This is a genomic window from Methylophaga sp. UBA3192, assembly GCA_002363955.1.
In the GTDB taxonomy this organism is placed as follows: Bacteria; Pseudomonadota; Gammaproteobacteria; order Nitrosococcales; family Methylophagaceae; genus Methylophaga.
On sequence record DEXE01000003.1, the window covers coordinates 310,570 to 332,951 of the forward strand.

At 46.1% G+C, this 22,382-nt stretch carries 22 protein-coding genes; 11 read left to right on the forward strand and 11 right to left on the reverse strand.

All coding sequences use genetic code 11. From position 1 onward, the window contains the following. The first annotated feature begins 42 nt into the window (after positions 1 to 42). Positions 43 to 567 carry a hypothetical protein gene (locus tag B2337_RS03080; RefSeq protein ID WP_292362210.1) on the forward strand — a complete coding sequence of 175 codons (525 nt, stop codon included), beginning with the start codon at positions 43 to 45 and terminating at the stop codon, positions 565 to 567. Between the two features lie 223 nt (positions 568 to 790). After that, positions 791 to 1,186, forward strand: coding sequence for a DoxX family protein (locus B2337_RS03085; RefSeq protein WP_292413961.1), 396 nt, complete (start codon positions 791 to 793; stop codon positions 1,184 to 1,186). 132 nt (positions 1,187 to 1,318) lie between these two features. Here the strand turns inward: B2337_RS03085 and B2337_RS03090 are convergent, their stop codons facing one another. Beyond that, positions 1,319 to 2,161 (reverse strand): HDOD domain-containing protein, encoded by an 843-nt coding sequence (locus B2337_RS03090; protein WP_292362212.1) that lies wholly within the window; start codon positions 2,159 to 2,161, stop codon positions 1,319 to 1,321. 94 nt (positions 2,162 to 2,255) lie between these two features. Here B2337_RS03090 and alaC point away from each other — a divergent pair, with 94 nt between their 5' ends. Genes alaC through B2337_RS03110 form a run of 4 tightly spaced genes read left to right on the forward strand, consistent with a single transcriptional unit; the run spans position 2,256 to position 6,440 of the window. Continuing rightward, on the forward strand, positions 2,256 to 3,434 hold the full coding sequence (gene alaC / locus B2337_RS03095; RefSeq protein WP_292362213.1) for an alanine transaminase: 1,179 nt from the start codon (positions 2,256 to 2,258) through the stop codon (positions 3,432 to 3,434). Positions 3,435 to 3,444: 10 nt separating this feature from the next. Then, entirely contained in the window at positions 3,445 to 4,755 is a 1,311-nt protein-coding gene (locus B2337_RS03100) for a homoserine dehydrogenase (protein WP_292362214.1), read from the forward strand. A 37-nt stretch (positions 4,756 to 4,792) separates the two neighbouring features. Next, positions 4,793 to 5,938: a threonine synthase gene (gene thrC / locus B2337_RS03105; RefSeq protein WP_292413962.1), complete on the forward strand. Its 1,146-nt coding sequence runs from the start codon at positions 4,793 to 4,795 to the stop codon at positions 5,936 to 5,938. Between the two features lies 1 nt (position 5,939). Further along, positions 5,940 to 6,440 (forward strand): hypothetical protein, encoded by a 501-nt coding sequence (locus tag B2337_RS03110; protein ID WP_292362217.1) that lies wholly within the window; start codon positions 5,940 to 5,942, stop codon positions 6,438 to 6,440. A 13-nt stretch (positions 6,441 to 6,453) separates the two neighbouring features. On the opposite strand, the gene B2337_RS03115 is transcribed toward B2337_RS03110, so the two are convergent. From B2337_RS03115 to rph, 4 genes are all read right to left on the reverse strand, one after another. Further along, positions 6,454 to 6,750: a hypothetical protein gene (locus B2337_RS03115; protein ID WP_292362218.1), complete on the reverse strand. Its 297-nt coding sequence runs from the start codon at positions 6,748 to 6,750 to the stop codon at positions 6,454 to 6,456. Between the two features lie 34 nt (positions 6,751 to 6,784). Further along, positions 6,785 to 7,945, reverse strand: coding sequence for a radical SAM family heme chaperone HemW (hemW, locus tag B2337_RS03120; protein WP_292362655.1), 1,161 nt, complete (start codon positions 7,943 to 7,945; stop codon positions 6,785 to 6,787). Positions 7,946 to 8,025: 80 nt separating this feature from the next. After that, entirely contained in the window at positions 8,026 to 8,631 is a 606-nt protein-coding gene (rdgB, locus tag B2337_RS03125) for an RdgB/HAM1 family non-canonical purine NTP pyrophosphatase (RefSeq protein ID WP_292413963.1), read from the reverse strand. Further along, the gene (rph, locus tag B2337_RS03130) at positions 8,631 to 9,347 is read right to left on the reverse strand and encodes a ribonuclease PH (RefSeq protein ID WP_292362220.1); all 717 of its coding nucleotides are present in this window, start codon (positions 9,345 to 9,347) and stop codon (positions 8,631 to 8,633) included. Before rph ends, rdgB begins: the two co-directional genes overlap by 1 nt. 127 nt (positions 9,348 to 9,474) lie before the next feature. Here rph and B2337_RS03135 point away from each other — a divergent pair, with 127 nt between their 5' ends. Together B2337_RS03135 and B2337_RS03140 are read left to right on the forward strand one after the other, a co-directional pair. Then, the gene (locus B2337_RS03135) at positions 9,475 to 10,326 is read left to right on the forward strand and encodes a YicC/YloC family endoribonuclease (protein ID WP_292414122.1); all 852 of its coding nucleotides are present in this window, start codon (positions 9,475 to 9,477) and stop codon (positions 10,324 to 10,326) included. Positions 10,327 to 10,533: 207 nt separating this feature from the next. After that, positions 10,534 to 11,784 (forward strand): OmpP1/FadL family transporter, encoded by a 1,251-nt coding sequence (locus tag B2337_RS03140; RefSeq protein WP_292362221.1) that lies wholly within the window; start codon positions 10,534 to 10,536, stop codon positions 11,782 to 11,784. A gap of 34 nt (positions 11,785 to 11,818) precedes the next feature. Here B2337_RS03140 and B2337_RS03145 read toward each other — a convergent pair whose 3' ends face one another. From B2337_RS03145 to B2337_RS03170, 6 genes are all read right to left on the reverse strand, one after another. Next, positions 11,819 to 13,435 (reverse strand): GGDEF domain-containing protein, encoded by a 1,617-nt coding sequence (locus tag B2337_RS03145; RefSeq protein WP_292413964.1) that lies wholly within the window; start codon positions 13,433 to 13,435, stop codon positions 11,819 to 11,821. A gap of 241 nt (positions 13,436 to 13,676) precedes the next feature. Next, entirely contained in the window at positions 13,677 to 14,243 is a 567-nt protein-coding gene (locus tag B2337_RS03150) for a hypothetical protein (RefSeq protein WP_292413966.1), read from the reverse strand. A 320-nt stretch (positions 14,244 to 14,563) separates the two neighbouring features. Further along, positions 14,564 to 15,115, reverse strand: coding sequence for a VPLPA-CTERM sorting domain-containing protein (locus tag B2337_RS03155; RefSeq protein WP_292362225.1), 552 nt, complete (start codon positions 15,113 to 15,115; stop codon positions 14,564 to 14,566). Positions 15,116 to 15,232: 117 nt separating this feature from the next. Then, a complete protein-coding gene (locus B2337_RS03160) occupies positions 15,233 to 16,303 on the reverse strand; it encodes an ABC transporter ATP-binding protein (RefSeq protein ID WP_292413967.1) in 1,071 nt (356 codons plus the stop codon). Beyond that, positions 16,293 to 17,903 carry an ABC transporter permease gene (locus tag B2337_RS03165; protein ID WP_292363962.1) on the reverse strand — a complete coding sequence of 537 codons (1,611 nt, stop codon included), beginning with the start codon at positions 17,901 to 17,903 and terminating at the stop codon, positions 16,293 to 16,295. Before B2337_RS03165 ends, B2337_RS03160 begins: the two co-directional genes overlap by 11 nt. Positions 17,904 to 18,009: 106 nt before the next feature. Next, on the reverse strand, positions 18,010 to 19,041 hold the full coding sequence (locus tag B2337_RS03170; RefSeq protein WP_292413968.1) for a Fe(3+) ABC transporter substrate-binding protein: 1,032 nt from the start codon (positions 19,039 to 19,041) through the stop codon (positions 18,010 to 18,012). 241 nt (positions 19,042 to 19,282) lie between these two features. On the opposite strand from B2337_RS03170, the gene gmk reads away from it, so the two are divergent. Genes gmk through B2337_RS03185 form a run of 3 tightly spaced genes read left to right on the forward strand, consistent with a single transcriptional unit; the run spans position 19,283 to position 22,370 of the window. Further along, a complete protein-coding gene (gene gmk / locus B2337_RS03175; RefSeq protein WP_292362228.1) occupies positions 19,283 to 19,894 on the forward strand; it encodes a guanylate kinase in 612 nt (203 codons plus the stop codon). 50 nt (positions 19,895 to 19,944) lie between these two features. Continuing rightward, the gene (gene rpoZ / locus B2337_RS03180; protein WP_292362229.1) at positions 19,945 to 20,205 is read left to right on the forward strand and encodes a DNA-directed RNA polymerase subunit omega; all 261 of its coding nucleotides are present in this window, start codon (positions 19,945 to 19,947) and stop codon (positions 20,203 to 20,205) included. 44 nt (positions 20,206 to 20,249) lie between these two features. Then, a complete protein-coding gene (locus B2337_RS03185; protein ID WP_339612385.1) occupies positions 20,250 to 22,370 on the forward strand; it encodes a RelA/SpoT family protein in 2,121 nt (706 codons plus the stop codon). Positions 22,371 to 22,382: the final 12 nt, after the last annotated feature.

The window sequence follows — 22,382 nt, forward strand, 5'->3', positions numbered from 1 at the left end:
TCATGATAGCGCCAGATTCAGTATTACGGATTTGCAATCACCATGAGTCATTCGGTTATCTACAGAAAACCCCATGGCAAAACGTTCAGTTATCGTTATGCCAATGGTAAAACAGTTAAGAACGCCGCCTTAAAACGCTGGATAAAAAGTCTCGCTATTCCACCTGCATGGGAAGAGGTTGAAATTCAGCAGGATCGCGATGCCAAAGTTATAGTGACTGGACGGGATAATCAGGGCCGAAAACAATATATCTATAATCCGAACTGGGTCGAAACGGCCAGCGAACAGAAGTTCAAACGCATTTTGCGATTTGCCGAACAATTGGAAACCATGCGGCGGGTAACCGGGCAACATATCCAACGAAAACCGATTGATCAAATCACCGTGCTCGCCTGCATGACCCGAATGCTGGATGATGCGTTTTTCCGACCAGGCAGTGCCAGCTATACCCGGCAAAACCATACGTATGGTTTGACCACATTGCGGGCAAAACCCTGGGTTATTTTCGTCGCCAATTTAAACGTTACCGTGGGAAATTTCTCAGTCTGGATGAAAAAGCGACGATGAAATTATTAACCGCATTAATCAAATCATAAAAATTCTTACGTTTACTGCAAATTGAACCGTTAGCAGGACAACCGGCACGCTATATATTTGTACTTGATTGCTGCTACTATTCGCCTGAGTTCTTTGTAAGAAGGACTAAACGATTACACCGACTTCAATTAAGAAGATAAACGAGTCTAATCAATTCATTAGCTGTGAAGACTTAACGCAAAGGAGAGAGCGAATGGACGGTTTTTATGCAGCGTGGCAACCACGTGTATTGAGTATTCTGCGAATCGTGACTGCATTTATGTTTATGCAGCATGGTGGACAAAAATTATTTGGATTTCCGGCACCACAACGTTATGAATTTGATTTGTTTACGCTATCCGGTGTTGCCGGTGTATTGGAAATCGTTGGTGGCTTTTTGATCCTCATCGGCCTTTTCACCCGGCCGGTAGCGTTTATTTTGTCGGGACAAATGGCCGTGGCCTATTTTATTGCCCACGCGCCGCAGGCATTCTGGCCATTGCTCAATAATGGTGAGCTAGCGGCATTATTCAGTTTTATCTTTTTGTACCTGTTTGTTGCTGGCGGTGGTGCCTGGAGTGTAGATAACCTTCGCAAACGTCACCCATAAACCAGATATATAAACGAATACGTTTAGGGGGATTTTCAACGTCATCCGACTGAAACGGCAGGGATGAGTATGATAAGTACAAAAAAGCCCGTTGTATCGAACAACGGGCCTTTTGGGATGTAATGAGGCTTTTTAGAAGTTTTGGAATAAAGCTAATGCAGCAGCATATTCTTCACTGTTTTCATCCAGCTCCACCACGCTTATACCGGTATCAATGCCCAGTTTTTGGAAAGACAATACTTTATCCCTTGTGTTTGGATCCAACGCTTTACTGGTATTAAAGTAGCTTTGCAGGTTGGCGACCTGAACTACGTCAGTCAGATCCGGACCGTTCTGGCTGTTGCGATTAAGATTGGCATGTTCTGCTGCAACAGTGACGAGAGTTTCCGGGAAATCCCAGCTTTTCAGAATCGCAGCACCAATTTTTGGATACAGATTCTCAATCAATGTGTCCAGACGGCGAGTATCTTCCAGCAGTTCAGGCATATCGGCGGCTTTCATCAAAATCGGTAATGCACCAATTTCATGGAGCAGGCCTGCAAGTAGCGCTTCATCGTTTGCAATATGGGGGTGTTTGGATGCAATGACCTGACTTGCTGCGGCAACTTCGATGCTGTGTTGCCATAAATCGCGCATTCTGTTTTCCAGTCGCTTATTGGTAGGACGGAACATTTGTTCCATTACCAGGCTGGTCACCAGGTTGCGTATCATTGGAATCCCAAGTCTGGTAACCGCCGTTTGCACCGATTCAACTTCGACTCGACCGCGATATAACGGACTGTTTGCCACTTTTAAAAGCCGGGCAGATAGGGCTGCATCAGTTGTAATTACATCGGCGAGCTGCACTGCAGTTACGTCTGGATTATTGGCAACTTCACGAACCTTGAGGGCTACCTCAGGCAGTGTAGGCAACACCAGTTTTCCCTTTTGGAGATCATTAATGATCGTCGTGTACAATTGGTCTTGTTGACTCATATTAATCCACTGTATTAAATCAATTTGAAGTGTGAATGATTTTCAGTTATTTTGCTTGGTTTGCCAACCGTTTTAGCTAATAGCAGGTGCTCAGTTGAACGACGAATTTCCCAGAATCAAGCGTCTTCCGCCATACGTTTTCAACATTGTAAATGATTTGAAGGCAAAAGCGCGTGCGCGCGGTGAAGATATTATCGACTTTGGTATGGGGAACCCGGATAAACCGGCGCCCGCGCACATTGTAGAAAAATTAGTCGAAGCTGCGCAAAGACCGGACACCCATCGTTACTCCGTTTCCAGAGGTATTCCACGTCTGCGTAAAGCCATCTGCGACTGGTATCAGCGCAAATATGATGTGACCCTTGATCCGGACTCCGAAACCATCGTGACCATCGGCTCCAAAGAAGGTTTGGCGCATCTGGCATTGGCAACCGTTGGACCTGGCGACGCAGTATTGGTCCCCAATCCTGCCTATCCGATTCATCCATATGGATTTGTGATTGCTGGCGCAGATATTCGTCATGTGCCGTTAACACCGGATGTCGATTTTTTTGCGGAACTGGAAAAATCGGTTAAGGATTCCTGGCCGAAACCGAAAATGCTGGTGCTGAATTTTCCGGGCAATCCAACCACGCAATGTGTTGACCTGGACTTTTTCCAACGTGTTGTTGATTTTGCCAAAGAGCATCAGATTTGGGTTGTCCATGATTTGGCGTATGGTGAGATCACCTTTGATGGTTATAAAGCGCCATCCATTTTGCAGATCCCCGGCGCGATTGATGTAGCCGTGGAGTTTTATACCTTATCTAAAACCTACAATATGCCCGGATGGCGTGTAGGCTTTATGTCAGGTAATCCTACATTGGTTGCGGCTCTGGCCCGGATGAAGTCCTATCTGGATTACGGTATGTTTACGCCGATTCAGGTGGCAGCCATTACGGCTCTGGATGGGCCGCAAGAGTGTGTGGCTGAAATTGTTGAAACCTATAAACAACGCCGTGATGTGTTGTGTGAAGGGTTGAATGCGATTGGTTGGCCTGTAGAAAAACCAAAAGCAACCATGTTTGTATGGGCGAAAATTCCGGAACAATTCCGTGAAATGGGGTCTCTGGAATTCAGTAAGAAACTGCTTAAAGAAGCTAAGGTGGCCGTATCTCCGGGTATCGGATTTGGTGAATACGGCGATGAATATGTGCGTTTCGGACTGATTGAAAATCAGCACCGTACCCGGCAGGCAATCCGTGGTATCCGTGACATGATGAAAAAAGGTTAGGGGGCAAAAAGTGCAATCAGTCAAAATTGGTATTCTTGGCTTAGGCACTGTTGGTAGCGGTACTGTCAGTGTTTTAAAGCGAAATTCTAAAGAAATTAGCCGTCGCGCTGGCCGTGGTATCGAAATTACGCGTGCAGCGGATAAAAATCTGGATTCACCCAAAACCTGTGACCTCACTGGTATTGATTTAACCGATGATGCTTTTTCAGTCGTCAATGACCCGGAAATTCAGATTGTCGTTGAATTGATTGGTGGCACTGGTATTGCCCGCGATTTAGTGATGCAAGCGATTGAAAACGGCAAACACGTTGTTACTGCCAACAAAGCGTTAATCGCCATGCATGGTAATGAGCTGTTTGCCAAGGCGCAGGAAAAAGGCGTCACCATTGCTTTTGAAGCGGCGGTAGCTGGCGGTATTCCTATTATTAAAGCCATCCGCGAAGGTCTGGCAGCAAATCGGATTGAATGGTTGGCAGGTATCATTAATGGAACCGGCAACTTCATCCTTACCGAGATGCGTGATAAAGGCCGTAACTTTGCCGATGTACTGGCTGAAGCCCAGGCGCTGGGTTATGCCGAAGCGGATCCGACATTTGATGTCGAAGGCATTGATGCGGCACACAAGCTGACTATCATGGCCTCTATTGCATTTGGTATTCCGTTACAGTTTTATAAAGCCTATACCGAAGGCATCAGCAAAATTTCCCAGGAAGATGTGCAGTACGCTGAAGAATTGGGCTATCACATCAAACATCTGGGGATTGCCAAAAAAACAGCACAAGGGGTTGAGCTGCGGGTTCATCCGACATTAATTCCAAAACGTCGTTTGATTGCTAACGTAAATGGTGTAATGAATGCCGTGGTAGTAAAAGGCGATGCGGTAGGACCAACGTTGTACTATGGAGCCGGTGCCGGTGCTGAGCCGACTGCATCAGCCGTGGTTGCAGATATCGTGGATATTGTTCGAGCCTTGACCACGGATCCGGAAAATCGTGTACCGCATCTGGCTTTCCAGCCTGATTCGTTAAAGGACACACCAATCTTGCCAATGTCTGAAGTAATTACTTCTTACTACCTGCGAATCAACACGGAAGACAAACCCGGCGTGTTGGCAGACATTACCCGCATTTTTAGTGAGCAGGACATCAATATCGAAGCGATATTACAAAAACAACCGGAAGAAGAAGAAGGTACCGTGCCCATCATCATGCTGACCCAACCGGTAGTTGAAAAAAATATGGATGAAGCTATCGCTCAAATCGAAGCATTAGACACTGTTAAGGATGCGATCATGCGTATTCGCATGGAATCGCTGGGCTGATTTAAACGCCCGTTAAAGAATTAAAGAGGAAACATTTATGCCATTTCGTCCACGCTACACTGGCTTGATTGATCGTTACCGTGACCGTTTACCGGTCAACGATGACACTCGTCTTATCAGTCTTGGTGAAGGTAATACGCCTTTATTAAAGCTGAACAACATCCCCAAACTAATTGGTAAAGATGTTGATATTTACGTCAAATATGAAGGTCTGAACCCAACCGGATCTTTCAAAGATCGTGGTATGACCATGGCAGTAACGAAAGCCGTCGAAGAGGGCAGTAAAGCGATTATCTGTGCTTCTACCGGTAATACGTCTGCTGCTGCGGCGGCTTATGCGGCGCGTGCCGGTATTACCGCATTCGTCATTATTCCGGATGGCAAAATCGCCCAGGGTAAACTGGCTCAGGCCATGATGCACAATGCTGTTGTGATTCAAATCAAAGGTAACTTTGATGAAGGTATGCAATTAGTCAAAGATGTAGCAGAACATGCTCCGGTCACCATTGTGAATTCAATTAACCCATATCGTCTGCAAGGACAGAAAACAGCGGCGTTTGAGATTATTGAAGAACTGGGACGTGCTCCCGATTATCATTGTCTGCCAGTGGGTAATGCCGGTAATATCACCGCGCACTGGATTGGCTATTGTGAGTACTCATCAGCCAGCGGCGATCATGTCACCGAAGCCTGTGCCTACTGCCATGGACATTGTAAATATGCCGGTGGGGCTATTGTCGGTAATCGCCCCAAAATGGTCGGTTATCAGGCAAATGGTAGCGCGCCGTTTATGCGTGGTGCCATGGTGGATGATCCAGAAACAGTTGCGACAGCAATTCGCATCGGTCATCCGCAGAGCTGGGATATGGCCTGGAAAGTCAAAGAAGAATCTCAGGGCTGGTTTGATGAATGCTCTGATGAAGAAATCCTGGCGGCACAAAAATTACTGGCCGAAAAAGAAGGTATTTTCTGCGAACCCGCTTCCGCAACATCCGTCGCTGGTGCTTTGCGTGATATTCAAACCGGTAAGATTCCAGAAGGAAGTACCGTTGTCTGTACACTGACAGGCCACGGTCTCAAAGATCCGGATATTGCCATCAAGCAAAGTAGTTCACCTGTGATTACCGTAAATGCTACATTGGACTCAGTACGCGAGGCGATCATCAACAACCTGGCCAGATAATATGACTGAAATAACGGCACCAGAGGAACATGAAAGAACGGCGGCCAGAATGCCGCACGATATCTTTTTAACTAATCTGATTGCGAATCATATCCTGCTGTTTACGGCGATTGCCGCAACCGGCAAGAGTTATTTTGAGTTTATAGTGCTGGTGCCGTTGTTATCGTTTTTGTTTCTCGGTTACACGTTTATACGAGCCAGTCGTATCAAACGTGAGGAGAGTGAGTTTGTCTATATACATTGGCAGATCGCCCGGCGCTGGAGCTTTTTCTTTGCCATTGTATTAACGGTGGTTGTCAGCATTGCCGTGTTGGGTTGGTTGAGTTATACCTATCTTGGTTTGATGAAAGAGGCGGCTTTTGCCTTTGTCGGAGGACTGAGCTTTTTGCCGACATTGGTCAGTGTGCTGATATTGATTGTGATTGAAATGGATTCACTTCATCATGCCAGGGTCGGCACATTACCGGCATGGGCAAAACGCCGTTTTCTGGGCGAGACTTAAATACCTTGCTTCGCTACTCTGGTTTTCGCTGAACCACCGAGTGAATCACCAGCTGGTTTTCAAAGTACACATCAAACTGCGAATATTGCCAGCGTGTAATGGCTGGTGTGCCTTTTGGGGCAAATTGCTGCTCTGCTGTCCCAAATTTTTGTTCGACTTGTTGCATCGTCATCCCACGTGTAGGACGAAGCACACCAGACTCGGAATTCGGGGTGTTATAGGTGGGTTCGGCAATGGATAAAACATCAGCCTGTAATGGCATGGTCATTAATAATGTGATTCCCGCAGCCAGAAGATGGCGTTGCAGCATGGTGGTGACTCCCTTAAATACCTGTGCCAGCATATTATTGCGGCAAAAATAGTTCAATTAAACTGTTTAAATAACGTTGACCTAATTCCGTAGGTCGAATCCACTTAACGGAATACTCAATCAATCCCCGTTCTTCAGCTTCAGCGAGTTGGTTCTTTATCGTCGCCAACGGCATCCCACAATGTTGCATAAATAATGATGGGGCAAAACCATCCGTCAACCGTAATGCATTAAGCATAAACTCAAACCCAATGTCATTAATGCCAACCTGTTCTTGTTTCAGAATACGTTGTGGACTATCGACCAGATCCAGATAGGCTTGGGGCTGTTTTTGTTTAACGATACGTTCAATGGACTGTGTGGCCGCATTGGAGACTTTACCGTGAGCTCCGGCTCCGATACCCAGATAATCACCAAACTGCCAGTAGTTGAGATTGTGACGGCTCTGGCAGCCTTTTTTGGCATAGGCCGACACTTCATATTGCAGATAGCCTGCTTCAGCAAGCCGTTGCTGATTGGCGAGTTGCCAGTCATTGATCGGTTCATCATCCGGTAATGGTGGTGGTGACTGATGAAAAAAAGTATTGGGTTCAATGGTCAGCTGATAATAGGAAATATGAGTTGGTTCAAGGGTAATCGCCATTTCCACATCTTTTCTGGCAAGTTCTGCGGTTTGTTTGGGGAGGCCAAACATTAAATCCAGATTGAAATTATCAAAGCCGGCGTGATGTGCAATTTCTGCTGCACGAATAGCCTGTTTGCCATCATGAATACGGCCTAAGGCTGTCAATGAGTCACCATTAAAACTTTGAATGCCGATTGATAAACGATTAATACCAACGGCACGATAGTCGGTGAACCTGGCAGCTTCAAAGGTACCGGGGTTGGCTTCCAGAGTAATCTCCGCATCGGCACGGATAGGCAATAACGCACGCAAAGCGGAAAATAAGCGGTCGTAGGCTTCAGCACTGAACAGACTGGGCGTACCACCGCCGATAAATATGCTTTGAATTGTACGTCCCCAGACCAGAGGAAGATCCTGTTCGAGATCCCGTATCAATGCGTCGATATAGGCTGTTTCAGGAATCGTTTCACCGGCCTGATGTGAATTAAAATCGCAATAGGGGCATTTACGTACGCACCAGGGCACATGGATATACAGGCTTAGCGGTGGCAAAGCAGTGAAGTTGAACATGGCACTATCAGCCTGAATGGTTTTAGTCTGCAAGGCTGAACAACTGTGGTATTGAATGCGTTGTGAACATGTGATGTCGATTAAGGTTGATGACGGGTATATTTAAATTCTTCCATAAATTGACGCATCGCTTTACCACGATGACTGATCGCATGTTTTTGTTCCGGAGAGAGTTCTGCCGCAGTGCAATCGGTTTCGGAAACCCAGAAAACCGGATCATAACCAAAACCTTCATCACCCATTGGCATTTGCAGAATTTGTCCCTGCCAGCTGCCCTGACAAATCAGCGGTGTCGGATCTTCAGCATGACGCATGAACACCACTACACATTGAAAGCGGGCCGTTCGTTCCGTTTCGGGCACATCTTTCATTGCCTCGAGCAATGCCTGGATATTATCGGTATCGGAGGCATCCGGCCCGGCATAACGTGATGAAAAAATGCCCGGCGCACCATGTAATGCATCAACTTCAATTCCGGAATCATCGGCAATCGCCGGTAAACCAGTCAGCAGCGATGCATTACGGGCTTTAATGAGCGCATTTTCAACGAAACTGAGACCTGTTTCATCGGCTTCAGGAACATTCAAATCAGATTGTGCGATCAGCTCTAAACCCAAAGGACTGAGGATCTGTGATAGCTCTCTCAGCTTACCGATATTGCCGCTGGCCAGAACGATTTTAGACATCAGTTTGCCAATGCCTCGCGTTGTTTAGTCATCAGTTGTTCAATCCCTGTTGTAGCAAGAGCCAGCATGGACTGCAGTTCATCCGTCCTGAAGGCATGACCTTCCGCAGTGCCCTGTAACTCAATATATGCCCCGGCGTCATTCATCACAACATTCATGTCCGTTTCGGCATTGGAGTCTTCCGCATAATCGAGATCCAGAACGGCAGTACCATTGTGAATACCTACTGAAACAGAAGCTACTTGACCATGCAAGGGACTTTTCTTGATTTTGCGCATTTTAATTAAATAGTCAATCGCATCATGTAACGCTACAAAGGCACCGGTAATGGAAGCGGTACGTGTGCCACCATCAGCCTGGATGACATCACAGTCAATGGTGATCGTTCGCTCGCCCAGCGCTTTTAAATCAATCGCTGCACGTAAAGAACGCCCAATCAATCGCTGAATTTCCATGGTACGCCCACCTTGTTTACCGCGGGCCGCTTCACGTTGCATTCGTGAACCTGTAGAACGCGGTAGCATACCGTATTCGGCGGTAATCCAACCTTCACCCATGCCGCGTAAGAATGGCGGTATACGTTCTTCAACCGAGGCTGTGCATAACACTTTGGTGTCACCAAACTCGACCAGCACCGAGCCTTCCGCATGTTTTGTGTAGTTGCGGGTAATACTGATCTCGCGGAGTTGATCGGGTTGTCGGCCACTTGGACGCATCTGCTTTATCCTTTACGTAAAATACAATGATTATACTGATGCCAACCAACTCACGCGTGCTTTTTACGTTGAGTTTTCGTTACCATAGGCGCTTAACCGCTACAGGAAAAATACCGTGATACGAAGCATGACCGCCTTTGCCCGCCAGGAACAAGTAACTGAACTCGGTACGCTTATCTGGGAAGTCCGATCCGTTAATCACCGTTATTTAGAGCTTGCTTTGCGACTGGAAGAATCATTTCGACCGCTGGAAATAGATATCCGTAAAATTTTTGCTGAACGCATGGCGCGCGGCAAGATAGAAGCCACCCTGCGATATCATCCTTCTCAGCAGCAAACGGCGCTGAATATTAATGAAAATCTGGCGCAATCGGTTATTAATGCCTGTGATCAACTGACACAAATGGCAGGTCAGACCATGCCGCTTGATCCGTTACGGTTATTGCAATGGCCTGGTGTCGCCGATACAGAACAAGTTGAATTAACGGCATTGAAACAACAGGCCGTGGATGCTTTGAACATTGCGTTGGCGGACTTTATCAGTGGCAGAGAAAGGGAGGGGCAGGCATTAGCAGAAATGATCCAGCAGCGTTGCGAAGAAATTTTGCAAATCGCTGAAGCGGTAAAACAGCGTATGCCAGAGATCCTCGAGCAACAGCGCCAACGTCTGTTACAAAAAGCTGCAGAGCTTGAAGTCACACTGGAGCCCGAAAGACTTGAGCAAGAGATTGTATTGATCGCCCAGAAAAGTGATGTCGCCGAAGAGCTGGATCGCTTGCAAAGTCATGTGGATGAAGTCAAACGCGTTCTGCAGCGTGATGAACCGGTTGGCCGCCGACTGGATTTCCTGATGCAGGAACTCAACCGTGAGGCGAATACCTTGGGATCCAAATCCATTGATACCGATACCACACGTTATTCCGTCGATTTGAAAGTATTGATCGAACAGATGCGGGAACAGATCCAGAACATCGAATAATTCCTCAAGATAATAAGCACGGAATATTCTGGCAATTTTTCCTTGCCTGATGACAAATCGTTGTTTGATTAATCACATAACCAACTCTAAATAAACCATAGTTTTGGCCGCTACTGAGTTGTATCTTCAGAACGTCGATAAAGCGTTTTGCCTTTAAAATAACGCTGAATGGCCGAATGAAAAGCGCAGCGGATTTATGAGCATCCAATGAAAAAAATATTACTATGTTCTCTAGCGCTTTTTGCTGGTGCCAGCCATGCCACTAACGGTATTAATCTAATTGGTTTTGGCGCTGAGTCCACTTTAATGGCGGGTGCGGATATAGCTGTTGCCCGTGATACCAGTGCGTTGAACACCAATCCGGCCGGCCTGACTCAAATCCATAACAAACATTTTGATACTTACGGTTCCTTACTGCGGATAACGGATTTATCGCATGAGGATCAATTCGGTAATGACCGGCATGCCAGTAATCTCTACACCGGTTTGGGCGGTATGGGCTATGCACAGAAACTGGAAACGATAGCGTGTACTGTCGGGGCAGGGCTATTTGCACAAGGCGGTTCAGGCGGAGTGTTTGAAAACCTGAATACGGCTTTTGGTACGCAAGATGACTATTCGGGCTTGTTTGCCGTGGGCAAGCTGACCGGTGGCATAGGATGTGAAGTCAATAATAAATGGTCAGTCGGCGGTAGTTTCGGTTTGGTTTATGCGCAGGCGGAACAAAAGATCTTTGCTGATACCTCTGCACCGCCAACATTCGCGGGTATCGAGATTGAAGATGCCAGCAGTTTACGCACCAGCTTTAAATTAGGTATTCAATACCGGGCAACTCCCAGACTTACTTTAGCGGCAACTTATACAGGTAAAACAGAGCTGCCGTTAACGGATGGTGAGCTTAAACTTAATATGACCGGCGCCGGACTCGGAGTGGTGAAATACGATGATGTTTCATTGAAAGGACTGGCTTTACCAGAAGAGATTGGTGTTGGCGCAGCCTATCAGATGAATGACAAACTGCTGCTATCGCTAAAACTAAACTGGATAAACTGGTCTGATGCGATGAAAAAGACCGAGTTAAGGGCGACGGATCCTTCCATCGCTGGTTTAGCTGACATTAACAGTACTTCAACCATGAACTGGGATAATCAATTGGTTTTTGCCACTGGTATGGCCTATCAATACAACGATAAACTGACTTTATATGCAGGATATAACTACGGTAAAAACCCGATTCCCAAAGAACATACCAACCCTGTGGTTGCCGGTATTTTCGACCATCACCTGACTTTTGGCGGTAGCTACAAGTACAACTCACAATGGACGCTTTTTGGAGGAATTGAGTACGATTTCCGTAAAAAGGTGGAATACACCAATCCTGAACTACCGTTCGGCAATGATGCCCAGTTACGTAATGAGGCTGTTTGGCTGCATCTGATGGTCAGCAGACAATGGTAGCGTTCTTTTTTATTAAGCATTTCTCAGGCCTGTTCTAAGCCCATTGACGGTTATTAGTACGTTTTTGATGATACATGCGTTTATCTGCCAGTACTCTGAGCTCATTAATATTGATGCTTTCTACCATATTCGCTGAGCCATGACTGACGCCGGCTTTTTCAAATCCGTTCTGTCGCATGTAACTGATGGTTTCTGAAATGACCTCTCTGATATTTTCTGCATAGGAAATACTATTACTGGTGATGGCAAACTCATCACCTCCCATACGGTGCAGTACCCCCAGATTTCCAAGTTTTTCAGACAGGATTCGGGCAAACATCTGCAGCATTTCGTCACCTTTCAGATGCCCGAAGGTGTCGTTATAAAGCTTCAGGTTATCCATGTCCAGTAACGTTAACATCCCGTTTTCTGGCAGTTTTTCCATGGAAATATCCAGGGCATAACGATTAGGGAGACCAGTCAATGCATCATGATGGGCAATTTGCAAACTGTGCTGTACCAATACCAGGTTACGTTCTTTTTCACGATAAACTTCGGCGAACTGGTAGCCCAGAACCAAGCCAATCAGCAGCACTTCCACTGTTACAGCTAACAGACCAATATGCTCAATATAGATAGTGTAGACGCCTTCCAGATCCTTGCTGGAAATGGCTATTGAGCCAATAACAAAGAAGGTGGCAATAGCTACCAGATAAAAATAGGCGATTTTATAACCTTCAAAGGCTCGCACCAGTGCAGCAATCAATCCATAAAGCATCATTAAACCGACACCATAGCGGGCACATTCGATGATCAGGTGTTTATTGAATATGGCGGTAGCAAGTAGCACAGCAAGTATCAGCAAAAACAGTTTGGCCAGGAGATCCAGTTTGGGGTGAGTATCAGCCCTTATCTGTAATAAATGCTTGGCAAACAGGATATAGGCAAAGTTACTTAATAAAATAGGACCACCGACAAAATAAAACCAATGGATATTGAACAGGTCAGGGGTAATTAACAGGGCAGTACCGTTGTAAATCACATTCATCAAGATAAAAAAGGTATACATGATTTCAGTGGTGCGTCTTCGGACTAACGCCAGAATGCTGTAATACACTCCAAGACTGATCAATACGCCCATGCTGACCAGCGTAATGACGCTGCCCCTTTTTATGGCCTCGCGGTAATGTGACAATGTGTCCCAATAAGGCTGAGGCTCAGCAATAAAATAGGGAGAAACCAGTTGTGTCGTGAGCTGATATCGACCAGGGGGAAGTTTGAATTCTCGTCCATGACGCATAAAAAACGTATTTTTTACTTCCGACTCAATTCCCCCGCTCGCTTCGGCAACAATATTCCCTGTCGCATTGGAGATATAGTGATGAAAATGACCTAATACACTGGCATTTTTAAAATCAATGACAATAGTTTGATCTGAATCTGTGATTTCGAAAGAAGAATTGAAGACAAATTGCCCGCCGGTCAGTGATGGCGCATTAATGGACTTAACAGGCTGCTCAGGAAATTGCCATTCAGAGTCGACTTCATACCACTGCCCCGAAAATTGTTGCTGGGCAATACCGGTCGCAGGAATAAGTAATATGAATAGCCATAAGAGCCTGATAAATAAAAGCTGAAAAGGGGCTAAGCCAAATTGTAGACAATTCATCATGTTCAGCTATTCACAATCCAATAAATATAACTTTTCATCTGTTCAGGGTTTGGATTTGTTCATTGGGGATGGTTTCTTTTTTGAAGTTTAGCAAGACCATAGCAACTATTATGAGTGGTATGTTGATATTTTTACATGTTGTTAAGACTCCTTATGTTCTGGGGAAATGATTTTGTGGTTGCCAGAGTGAAAGATAAAAAAAAGCCGTGCTGGGCACGGCTTTGAATGATGATGAAGTGCCTTATTTGACAAGGCGGCGTCTGAAGCTCAGAAAGCCTAATAATGCTGGGGCAAATAACCACAGTGCAGCAGGTATTGGCACAGCTGATACAGGAGAAGTATTGAAGTAGGCCACATGAGAGATACCACCGAGACCATCATTGTTATAAAACAATGAGGTAATGGGCGTATCGAATAAACCTACCAGAGTAAAATTCCCGACTTTCATTAAAAAGCCTTCAAATGCAAGGCCCAGCGATGAAGAGTCAAACATATTACCTGCAGGAGGTGGTTCAATTTTAGTAAAGTCAGTGACAGTGAAACCGACACCTGCTGCATTAAAAGCGGTTTGTAATTGAGATCCATCCACCGCATTAGGAATAGCATCGGCTATGTAATAACCTTGCGATGCACCGGGCATGTAGTCAGTGATATTCACCACTGTTGAAATGGTTCCAGTGTTACCCGGAGAACCTCCTGTTGGATAACTGACAGGATTTATAAGTGATAATGTTGCTGCATTAACCGTCAATGACAATGTTGTCAGGCATGCAACCAACAACGTATTAATATAACTAGAAATTTTCATAAAATGCCCCCCAGCGGTTGTTAATATTATTGTGTACTACATCTCATAATCTAGACCGTTGTGAATCGCCTGGATAGTGTTCTTTGGTACTAATTCCCTATTTTTTGTATGAAAATTTCCCACCCCTATGAGTGTGCTAAAAGAAATCATGAGAATTTTCAGTGGATTCTAAAATGGAACCGCCGAAAGGAAAGAGAAAAAAGGAAGTTTATCGACAACGGCAACGGAAGAAATCAGTCATGATTGAAAAGTTTGGCTGTAGAAATAAAATGCAAAAAAAAGCCGTGATAAACACGGCTCTTTGTGTAAAGGGGGAAAGCTTATTGAATCATGCGACGTCTTAACCCTAAAAAACCCATTAAAGCCGGAGCAAATAACCATAAAGCTGCGGGTAAAGGTACTTCTGAAACAGAGGTGTTGAAATAGGCAATATGTGAAACGTCTTTCCCATCGTGTGTTAAGAAATCCAGGCTGGAAATTGGGGTATTGAAAAGACCAATTAAAGTAGTTGTGCCGTATTTCATTAAGAACCCGGAAAATGACAGCCCTAGTGGAGATGTATTCAAATCGTTCGAAGCGGGATTTTCAATTTTGAAAAAATCCGTTACCACAAAGCTGGATCCTGCTTTAGATATTGCGGTTTGCACATGCGCAGCATTCATTGCATTTGGATTAGGTTTGGCGGCATAAAAGCCTTCTGAAGCGCCAGGCATAAAATCATTGATATTTTCAACCTGAGAAACCGTTCCCTTAAAGCCATTAGCGTTATAGTTTACTGTACCAGTCAAAGATAATGATGCCGCATTAGCAGTGACGCTTAATGAAGCTGTTACAAACAACAACACGGTTTTGATAAGGGTGATTTTTTGCATACAGGTTTGCGCCTCCAGGGGCAGGGGGGGGTGGGAATTACGATGCATAATTTATAGATATTGCAGCAAGTAGATATAGTACCTTGGTACTACCTCACACATATTTTCGTGGTCTATTCAGGGAAAATCTGAAAACACGGCCAAATGGTCCGCTTCCAGACGAATTCCAAGAAATTCACCGATCTCATGCTGATGATGACTTTGCACCAGGCACAAAATCTGTTGGCCACTTTGCAGTTTGAGGGTGTAGAGATAAACTGCGCCACGAAAAGCCCTGGCGACAATTTCGGCTTTTAACGGACTATTATCGTCATGGATGATGTCATCCGGTCGTAGCAGCAAATTTACCTTCTGGCCTGTAGCCGCATCGGACGTCATTTTACCGCTGACAATGCCCAGTTCTGTGCTGACCTTGTTATCAGCAATAATCTCTCCGGGGAGAAGTACGCCTTGTCCGATAAAATCAGCGACAAAACGACTGGCCGGGCGATGATATAAATCATAACCATTTCCCCATTGCAGCAGTTTACCTTGTCCCAGTACGCCGATCTGATCGGCCATGGCAAAGGCTTCATGCTGATCATGCGTCACCATAATCGCAGTCACACCATCACGTCGCAGTAAGTCACGCACATCACGAGCGAGTTGTTCACGTAAATCGGAGTCCATACTGGAAAACGGTTCATCCAGTAACAGAATATCGGGACGAGGAGCCATGGCCCTTGCCAGTGCCACGCGTTGTTGCTGACCACCGGAAAGTTGATGCGGATATTGATCTTTAGAATCGACCAACTCGACTAATTCAAGCAGTTCGTCAACACGTTGCTGTCGTTGTTTTCGCGGCAGTTTTTGCAAACCAAAACCAATATTTTTCGCGACAGTGAGATGTGGAAACAAAGCAAAGTCCTGAAACACCATACCGATTCGGCGTTTTTCCGGAGATAGGAAAAAATCAGCGGAGCTGACCGTTTTACCATGCAATACAATATTGCCCTGCATAACCGGTTCAAAGCCGGCAATGGCTCTTAACACTGAGGTTTTACCGCAGCCCGAAGGACCCAGTAAACAGGCAATCTCACCGTCTTTTAATTGAAAGGAAACGCCTTCCACAACCGGCCTGCCCGCATAGCCGATACTGATATTGTTTACCTGTAATTGGGATGTGTGCATTGTGGTATCAGTTTTCATCAATTGCCACTTTAAGCTTGCGTGATCGGGTAATGGTTTTGCTCAGTAGTATGACCGGAATAATACCTGCAATGACGATAGCCAGTGCTGCGGGAGCGGCTTCTGCCAAACGTTCATCGGAAGCCAGCTCATAGGCTTTTACCGCTAAGGTATTAAAGTTGAATGGTCGCAAAATGAGCGTAGCGGGTAATTCTTTTAAAACATCAACAAATACCAGCAATAATGCCGTCATTAATGAGGCACTTAACATCGGGATATGGATCTGCCTGAGAATCTGTAATGGTCGAAAACCAAATGATCGGCCAGCCTCATCCATGGAATGCGTGATACGCGTCAAACCACTGTCAACGGTTTGTAATGAGACTGCAAGGAACCGTGTCAAGTAGGCAAAGGTAACTGCGACCAGAGTTCCGCTGAGTAATAACCCGGTGGAAAAGTCAAAATGGCTGCGAGCCAGATCATCAAGTGTATTATCAATCCAGGCAAAAGGAATCATCACCCCAACCGCAATAACGGCACCCGGAACGGCATAACCCATACCTGCCACACGAACAGCGCCACTGACTAATTTACCGGGATAGAGCCGCTGGGCGTAGGCCATTATGATGGCTAACACTAATGCCAGTACTGCAGCAAATGCAGCCAGTGAAAGACTGTTCATCAGTAATCTCATAAATGCGGCATCAATCACGGTATCAGCCACATGAATGGTCCAGCTAAGAAGTTGTATGGCGGGTAATAAAAAGCCCAGACTGAGTATCAACATACAAAAACAAAATGCCAGTAAAGCACGGCTTCCGGTTAATTGAAATCGACGTAGATCCTGATGCCGACGGCTGGTGTGATGATATCGGGCTTTGCGGCGTGAATAGCGTTCCACGATTATCAGGGCAAACACAAATACCATGAGTCCGGCAGCCAGCTGAGCTGCCGCAGCGGCACTGCCCATACCGAACCAGGTACGGAAAATACCGGTGGTAAAGGTGCTGACACCAAAAAACTGTACGGTGCCATAATCTGCCAGGGTTTCCATTAAAGCCAATGATAAACCGGCAATGATTGCTGGACGAGCCAGCGGCAGTGCCACGCGCCAGAACGTTTTCCACGGCCCGTTACCCAGTGTTCGACTGACATCCAGAACGCAGATGGATTGATTAAGAAATGCGGCACGGCTCAGCAGATAAACATAAGGATAAAGCACCAGCGTCAACATGGCCACCGCACCATTTAATGAACGGATCTGGGGAAACCAGTAATCACCATATTGCCAGCCAAACCAGTCACGTAAGGCCATCTGTACCGGCCCGGCAAAATCCAGCATGCCGGTATAGGTATAGGCAATAATGTAGGCGGGCATGGCCATAGGCAGTAATAGTGCCCATTCAAAAACACTGCGTCCGGGAAACTGACACATGGTAGTGAGCCAGGCGGTGGTTACCCCAATTAACAGGGTGCCGATGGCCACCCCCAGCATTAATAATAAAGAATTACGGATATAGTCGGGGAGAACTGTAGTGCTCAGGTGTTGCCAGATATCGCCACTGGGGACAAAAACATGGGCCAATACCACTATTACCGGCATTGACAATATGATTGCCATTACCAGAATGAATAGCGGATATGGACGGTATTGGCTTATTGATAACATGGAATTGTAAAATTGGCAGTTCGTCTGACAAAACTGCCAACTTTACGCATGGAAACGCTTATTGCCAACCTGCACGATCCATCAAGCGCAGTGCATCCGCGTTAAATTCACCTAATTTATCCATGACCAGAGGATCGGCTTTGAACTCTCCCCATTGTTCCAGTAGTTCGCCTTTTTCGATATCTGCTCTAACAGGATATTCACCGTTGGCTTCTGCATACCATTTCTGGGCAGCATCGCTGGTCAGAAACTCAATCAGTCTGATGGCATTTTCCTGATGTCTGGCATCTTTAATGACGGCGGCTCCCGAAACATTGATATGTACACCACGATCATCCTGATTGGGCCAGAAAACCCCCATCTTTTCAGCGGCTTCTCTTTCCTTGGGGTCATTACTGGTTAACATACCGGCAAGATAATAGGTATTGGCAATCACGATATCGCACTGACCCGCTGCTGCTGCATTAATTTGATCACGATCACCACCTTGCGGCGAGCGTGCAAAGTTGGCCACCAGTCCTTTTGCCCAGTCTTCTGTTGCGGCTTCGCCATTTGCAACAATCATGGAGGCAACCATTGACTGGTTATAGATATTGCTCGAAGAACGCACGCAGATTCTGTTGTTCCAGCGAGGCTCCACCAACGCTTCATAAGTTGAAAGTTCTGCAGGATAAACGCGATCTTTCACATACATAATCGGACGTGCGCGCAGCGATAAACCAAACCAGTAATCTTCAGGGTGGCGATATGACGATGGAATACGTTGCTTCAGAGTATCTGATTCAACAGGTTGTATCAGTTCCATTTCCATTGCCCGATGCAAACGGCCTGCATCGGTTGTTAATAAAATATCTGCCGGTGTATTACGCCCTTCATTTTGTAAGCGTTGCAATAACTCATCAGCGTTACCGGTAACCAGATTGACTTTGATGCCCGTTTCTTCGGTGAAATCGTCCAGCAACGGTTTGATCAGCGATTCAATTCGGGCAGAGTAAAGATTAACTTCATCGTGGGAATCACTGCTGCAACCTGTGACGAGTAATACGCTTAATCCCAGCCAAACACTTAGAAAAATACCTGCTTTACGCATAGAACACTCCGTAGTTAATATGTATTACAATGATAATGAGATTTATTTTTGTTTGGAATAGCATACAGAATTTTTTCTATGCTGAAGTTGCCATAAGATTATCGATGCGGGTTAGTCAAGCCCCGTTTAGTCTGCTTTTAGCTTTGCAAAAAACTGGCACAAAAAAGCGTAAACCAGTATTGTTTTGACTTAGTGAATACAGGTTTCAAAACTGAAACCGCGCAATCTGCAAGGTATCAAAATGTCTGGAAGTTTATTTATTGTGGCGGCGCCTTCAGGTGCCGGAAAGACCAGTTTAGTGCGGGCTTTGGTTAAACAGGATCCGCATGTCCGGTTATCGGTTTCGCATACCACCCGACCTGCCAGAGCCGGTGAGGTTGATGGAGAAGATTATTTCTTTGTTAGCCAGGATATTTTCAGCAAGATGCGTGATGCAGGGGATTTTCTTGAATCCGCCACCGTATTTGATAATAGTTACGGTACGTCGTCTGCCGCAGTGCATCATCAGTTGCATGCGGGTAATGATGTCATCCTGGAGATTGATTGGCAGGGCGGCCAGCAGGTCAGAAAAAACTTTCCTGACAGTAGCAGCATTTTTATTTTGCCACCCTCCAAACAAGCGCTTGAACAACGTTTAAGAGGTCGTGGCCAGGATGATGAAGCGACAATTTCGCGCAGAATGCGGGATGCTGAGAGCGAAATGTCACATTATGTCGAATTTGATTATCTGATCGTGAATGATGACTTTGATCATGCACTTGCCAGCCTGACTGCGATTATCGTTGCCAGTCGGCACAAACTGGCTGTTCAGCAGTCAAACTACAGTACCTTATTGGCTGACTTGCTGGCTTAAGCGGCGCATCTCTCGTAAAATTACATGTTTTAACCACAGGACAAATTATCATGGCACGTACCACAGTAGAAGATTGCCTCGAAAACGTAGATAACCGCTTCCAGCTGGTTTTGGTCGCCGCAAAACGCGCTCGCCAAATTGCCATGGGTGATGATGCAATGGTGCCAGTCGACAACGACAAGCCAACCGTTCTGGCGTTGCGTGAAATTGCAGCCGGTTTGGTTGACCGCACGATATTAACCAAAACCTCAGCTCGTCAGCATGCTGAAGAAAGCATTGTCAGCGACGAAGAGCTGCAAAGCGAAATTTAAGTATTGTGAGCGCAAAACCTTCTGTTGCCTCTGAGCTCGACTTCATTCAGGAGTCTGAGCCTAAGCTCACGATAGATGATCTGTGTTTTGCGACCTCCAATTATTTAGAAAATAATCAGGTCGAGTCCATCCGGCGAGCTTATCATTTTGCCGAACAATGTCATGAAGGGCAGACCCGACGCAGTGGTGAGCGTTATATCACCCATCCCCTGGCAGTTGCGCATGTTCTGGCAATGATGCATATGGATTATGAATGCATCATGGCCGGTTTGTTACATGATGTTATTGAAGACACGGAAATGTCTAAGCGTGATGTCATTGCCGAGTTTGGTGAGCCGGTTGCTGAACTGGTCGAGGGTGTGACCAAACTGGCGCAGGCCGCATTTGAAACCCGCCAACACGCTCAGGCAGAAAATCTGCGAAAAATGTTGCTGGCGATGTCGCGGGATATCCGGGTTATCATCGTCAAACTGGCTGACCGGCTGCACAATATGCGTACGCTGGGTCATTTGCGACCGGAAAAACGTCGCCGGATTGCCAATGAAACCTTAGAAATTTATGCCCCGATAGCCCAGCGATTGGGAATGAATCTGATGCGCTGTGAACTGGAAGATCTGGGCTTCCATGTGCTGTATCCGATTCGTTATCGTGTATTGGGCGATGCTATCCGTAAAGCACGCGGTAATCGTAAGGAAATCGTCAGTCAGATTACCGCATCTATTCTTAACCGAATGGAACAGGAAGGTCTCAGTGCCGATATTCAGGGCCGCGAGAAAAATCTTTACAGTATTTACAAGAAAATGGTCAGCAAACAGCTGTCGTTTTCAGAAGTCATGGACGTCTATGCTTTCCGTATCATTGTTGATGATGTGGATGCCTGCTATCGCATGCTTGGCGTAGTACATAACCTGTACAAACCGGTGCAGGGCAAGTTCAAAGATTATATTGCGATTCCCAAAGCCAATGGCTATCAATCATTGCATACCGTATTGTTTGGTCCTTATGGGGTGCCGATAGAAGTGCAGATACGGTCCCGTGATATGGATCAATTGGCAGAAGCCGGGGTGGCTGCTCATTGGCTTTATAAATCGGGTGAGGCCGCCGGCAATACCCTGGCGCATCGTAAAGCCCGACAGTGGTTGCAAGGCATTCTGGAAATGCAGAAAGGTTCTGGCGATTCGATGGAATTTCTGGAAAATCTGCGTATCGATTTATTCCCGGATGAGATTTATGTTTCCACTCCAAGAGGTGAGATTTTAACGTTGCCTCGCGGTTCTACAGCCGTCGATTTTGCTTATGCCGTACATTCTGATGTGGGTAACAGCTGTGTTGCGGCTCGTGTGGGTCGTCATCTGGTGCCATTAAGCTCGCAACTGGAAACCGGACAATCTGTCGAGATAATCACTTCTCCGACGTCACACCCGAATCCGGCCTGGCTGAATTTTGTGGTGACCCCTAAAGCGCGCACCAATATTCGCAACTATCTGAAACATCTGCAGGGTGAAGAGGCGATTCAGCTTGGGCAGCGTCTTCTGAACAAACACCTGACAGCGTTTTCCACTGCACTGGAAAATATTCCAATCAAACGTATTAATGCTTTATTGAAAGAATATGAGCTGGATAATTTTGATAAATTATTAAGCGATCTTGGGCTGGGGAATATATCCGCCTTACTGGTTGCACAAAAGCTGCTGCAGGAAGAAACACCGAATAAAGAACCACAGGCGTTGTTGATTGCCGGTACGGAAGGCATGGTGGTGAATTTTGCCCGCTGCTGTCATCCGATCCCGGGTGATCCGATTCACGGTTTTGTCAGTGCAGGTCGTGGCATTATCATTCACCAGCGCAGCTGCAAAAACACTACGCATTTACGTGAGCAGAATGAAAAATGGCTGGATGTCGCCTGGGCCAAAGAAATTAACCGTGATTTTCCGGTGGATTTGATGATGCATTTACGCAATCAACGTGGTGCACTGGCGACCATTGCATCGGTGATTTCAGAGGCTGAGTCCAATATTGATAATGTCATGGTTGACGAACGCGACGGTGGATTTACCCATCTGCGGCTAACCATTGAAGTCACTAATCGTCAGCATTTAGCCCGCATTATCCGTCGTTTACGCCAACTGGAAATGGTCGAACGCATTAACCGTATTAATAACTGATTTGTTTAATCT

What these genes read in the sequence shown, in the direction of transcription:
- B2337_RS03150 (WP_292413966.1), bottom strand. Translation starts at nt 14,243, where the DNA reads ATGAAAATTTCTAGTTATATTAATACGTTGTTGGTTGCATGCCTGACA.
- B2337_RS03170 (WP_292413968.1), bottom strand. Translation starts at nt 19,041, where the DNA reads ATGCGTAAAGCAGGTATTTTTCTAAGTGTTTGGCTGGGATTAAGCGTA.
- rph (WP_292362220.1), bottom strand. Translation starts at nt 9,347, where the DNA reads ATGCGTCCAAGTGGCCGACAACCCGATCAACTCCGCGAGATCAGTATT.
- B2337_RS03135 (WP_292414122.1), top strand. Translation starts at nt 9,475, where the DNA reads ATGACCGCCTTTGCCCGCCAGGAACAAGTAACTGAACTCGGTACGCTT.
- B2337_RS03080 (WP_292362210.1), top strand. Translation starts at nt 43, where the DNA reads ATGAGTCATTCGGTTATCTACAGAAAACCCCATGGCAAAACGTTCAGT.
- B2337_RS03110 (WP_292362217.1), top strand. Translation starts at nt 5,940, where the DNA reads ATGACTGAAATAACGGCACCAGAGGAACATGAAAGAACGGCGGCCAGA.
- B2337_RS03160 (WP_292413967.1), bottom strand. Translation starts at nt 16,303, where the DNA reads ATGAAAACTGATACCACAATGCACACATCCCAATTACAGGTAAACAAT.
- hemW (WP_292362655.1), bottom strand. Translation starts at nt 7,945, where the DNA reads ATGTTCAACTTCACTGCTTTGCCACCGCTAAGCCTGTATATCCATGTG.
- gmk (WP_292362228.1), top strand. Translation starts at nt 19,283, where the DNA reads ATGTCTGGAAGTTTATTTATTGTGGCGGCGCCTTCAGGTGCCGGAAAG.
- B2337_RS03115 (WP_292362218.1), bottom strand. Translation starts at nt 6,750, where the DNA reads ATGCTGCAACGCCATCTTCTGGCTGCGGGAATCACATTATTAATGACC.
- rpoZ (WP_292362229.1), top strand. Translation starts at nt 19,945, where the DNA reads ATGGCACGTACCACAGTAGAAGATTGCCTCGAAAACGTAGATAACCGC.
- rdgB (WP_292413963.1), bottom strand. Translation starts at nt 8,631, where the DNA reads ATGTCTAAAATCGTTCTGGCCAGCGGCAATATCGGTAAGCTGAGAGAG.
- thrC (WP_292413962.1), top strand. Translation starts at nt 4,793, where the DNA reads ATGCCATTTCGTCCACGCTACACTGGCTTGATTGATCGTTACCGTGAC.
- B2337_RS03145 (WP_292413964.1), bottom strand. Translation starts at nt 13,435, where the DNA reads ATGATGAATTGTCTACAATTTGGCTTAGCCCCTTTTCAGCTTTTATTT.
- B2337_RS03140 (WP_292362221.1), top strand. Translation starts at nt 10,534, where the DNA reads ATGAAAAAAATATTACTATGTTCTCTAGCGCTTTTTGCTGGTGCCAGC.
- B2337_RS03090 (WP_292362212.1), bottom strand. Translation starts at nt 2,161, where the DNA reads ATGAGTCAACAAGACCAATTGTACACGACGATCATTAATGATCTCCAA.
- B2337_RS03165 (WP_292363962.1), bottom strand. Translation starts at nt 17,903, where the DNA reads ATGGCAATCATATTGTCAATGCCGGTAATAGTGGTATTGGCCCATGTT.
- B2337_RS03155 (WP_292362225.1), bottom strand. Translation starts at nt 15,115, where the DNA reads ATGCAAAAAATCACCCTTATCAAAACCGTGTTGTTGTTTGTAACAGCT.
- B2337_RS03085 (WP_292413961.1), top strand. Translation starts at nt 791, where the DNA reads ATGGACGGTTTTTATGCAGCGTGGCAACCACGTGTATTGAGTATTCTG.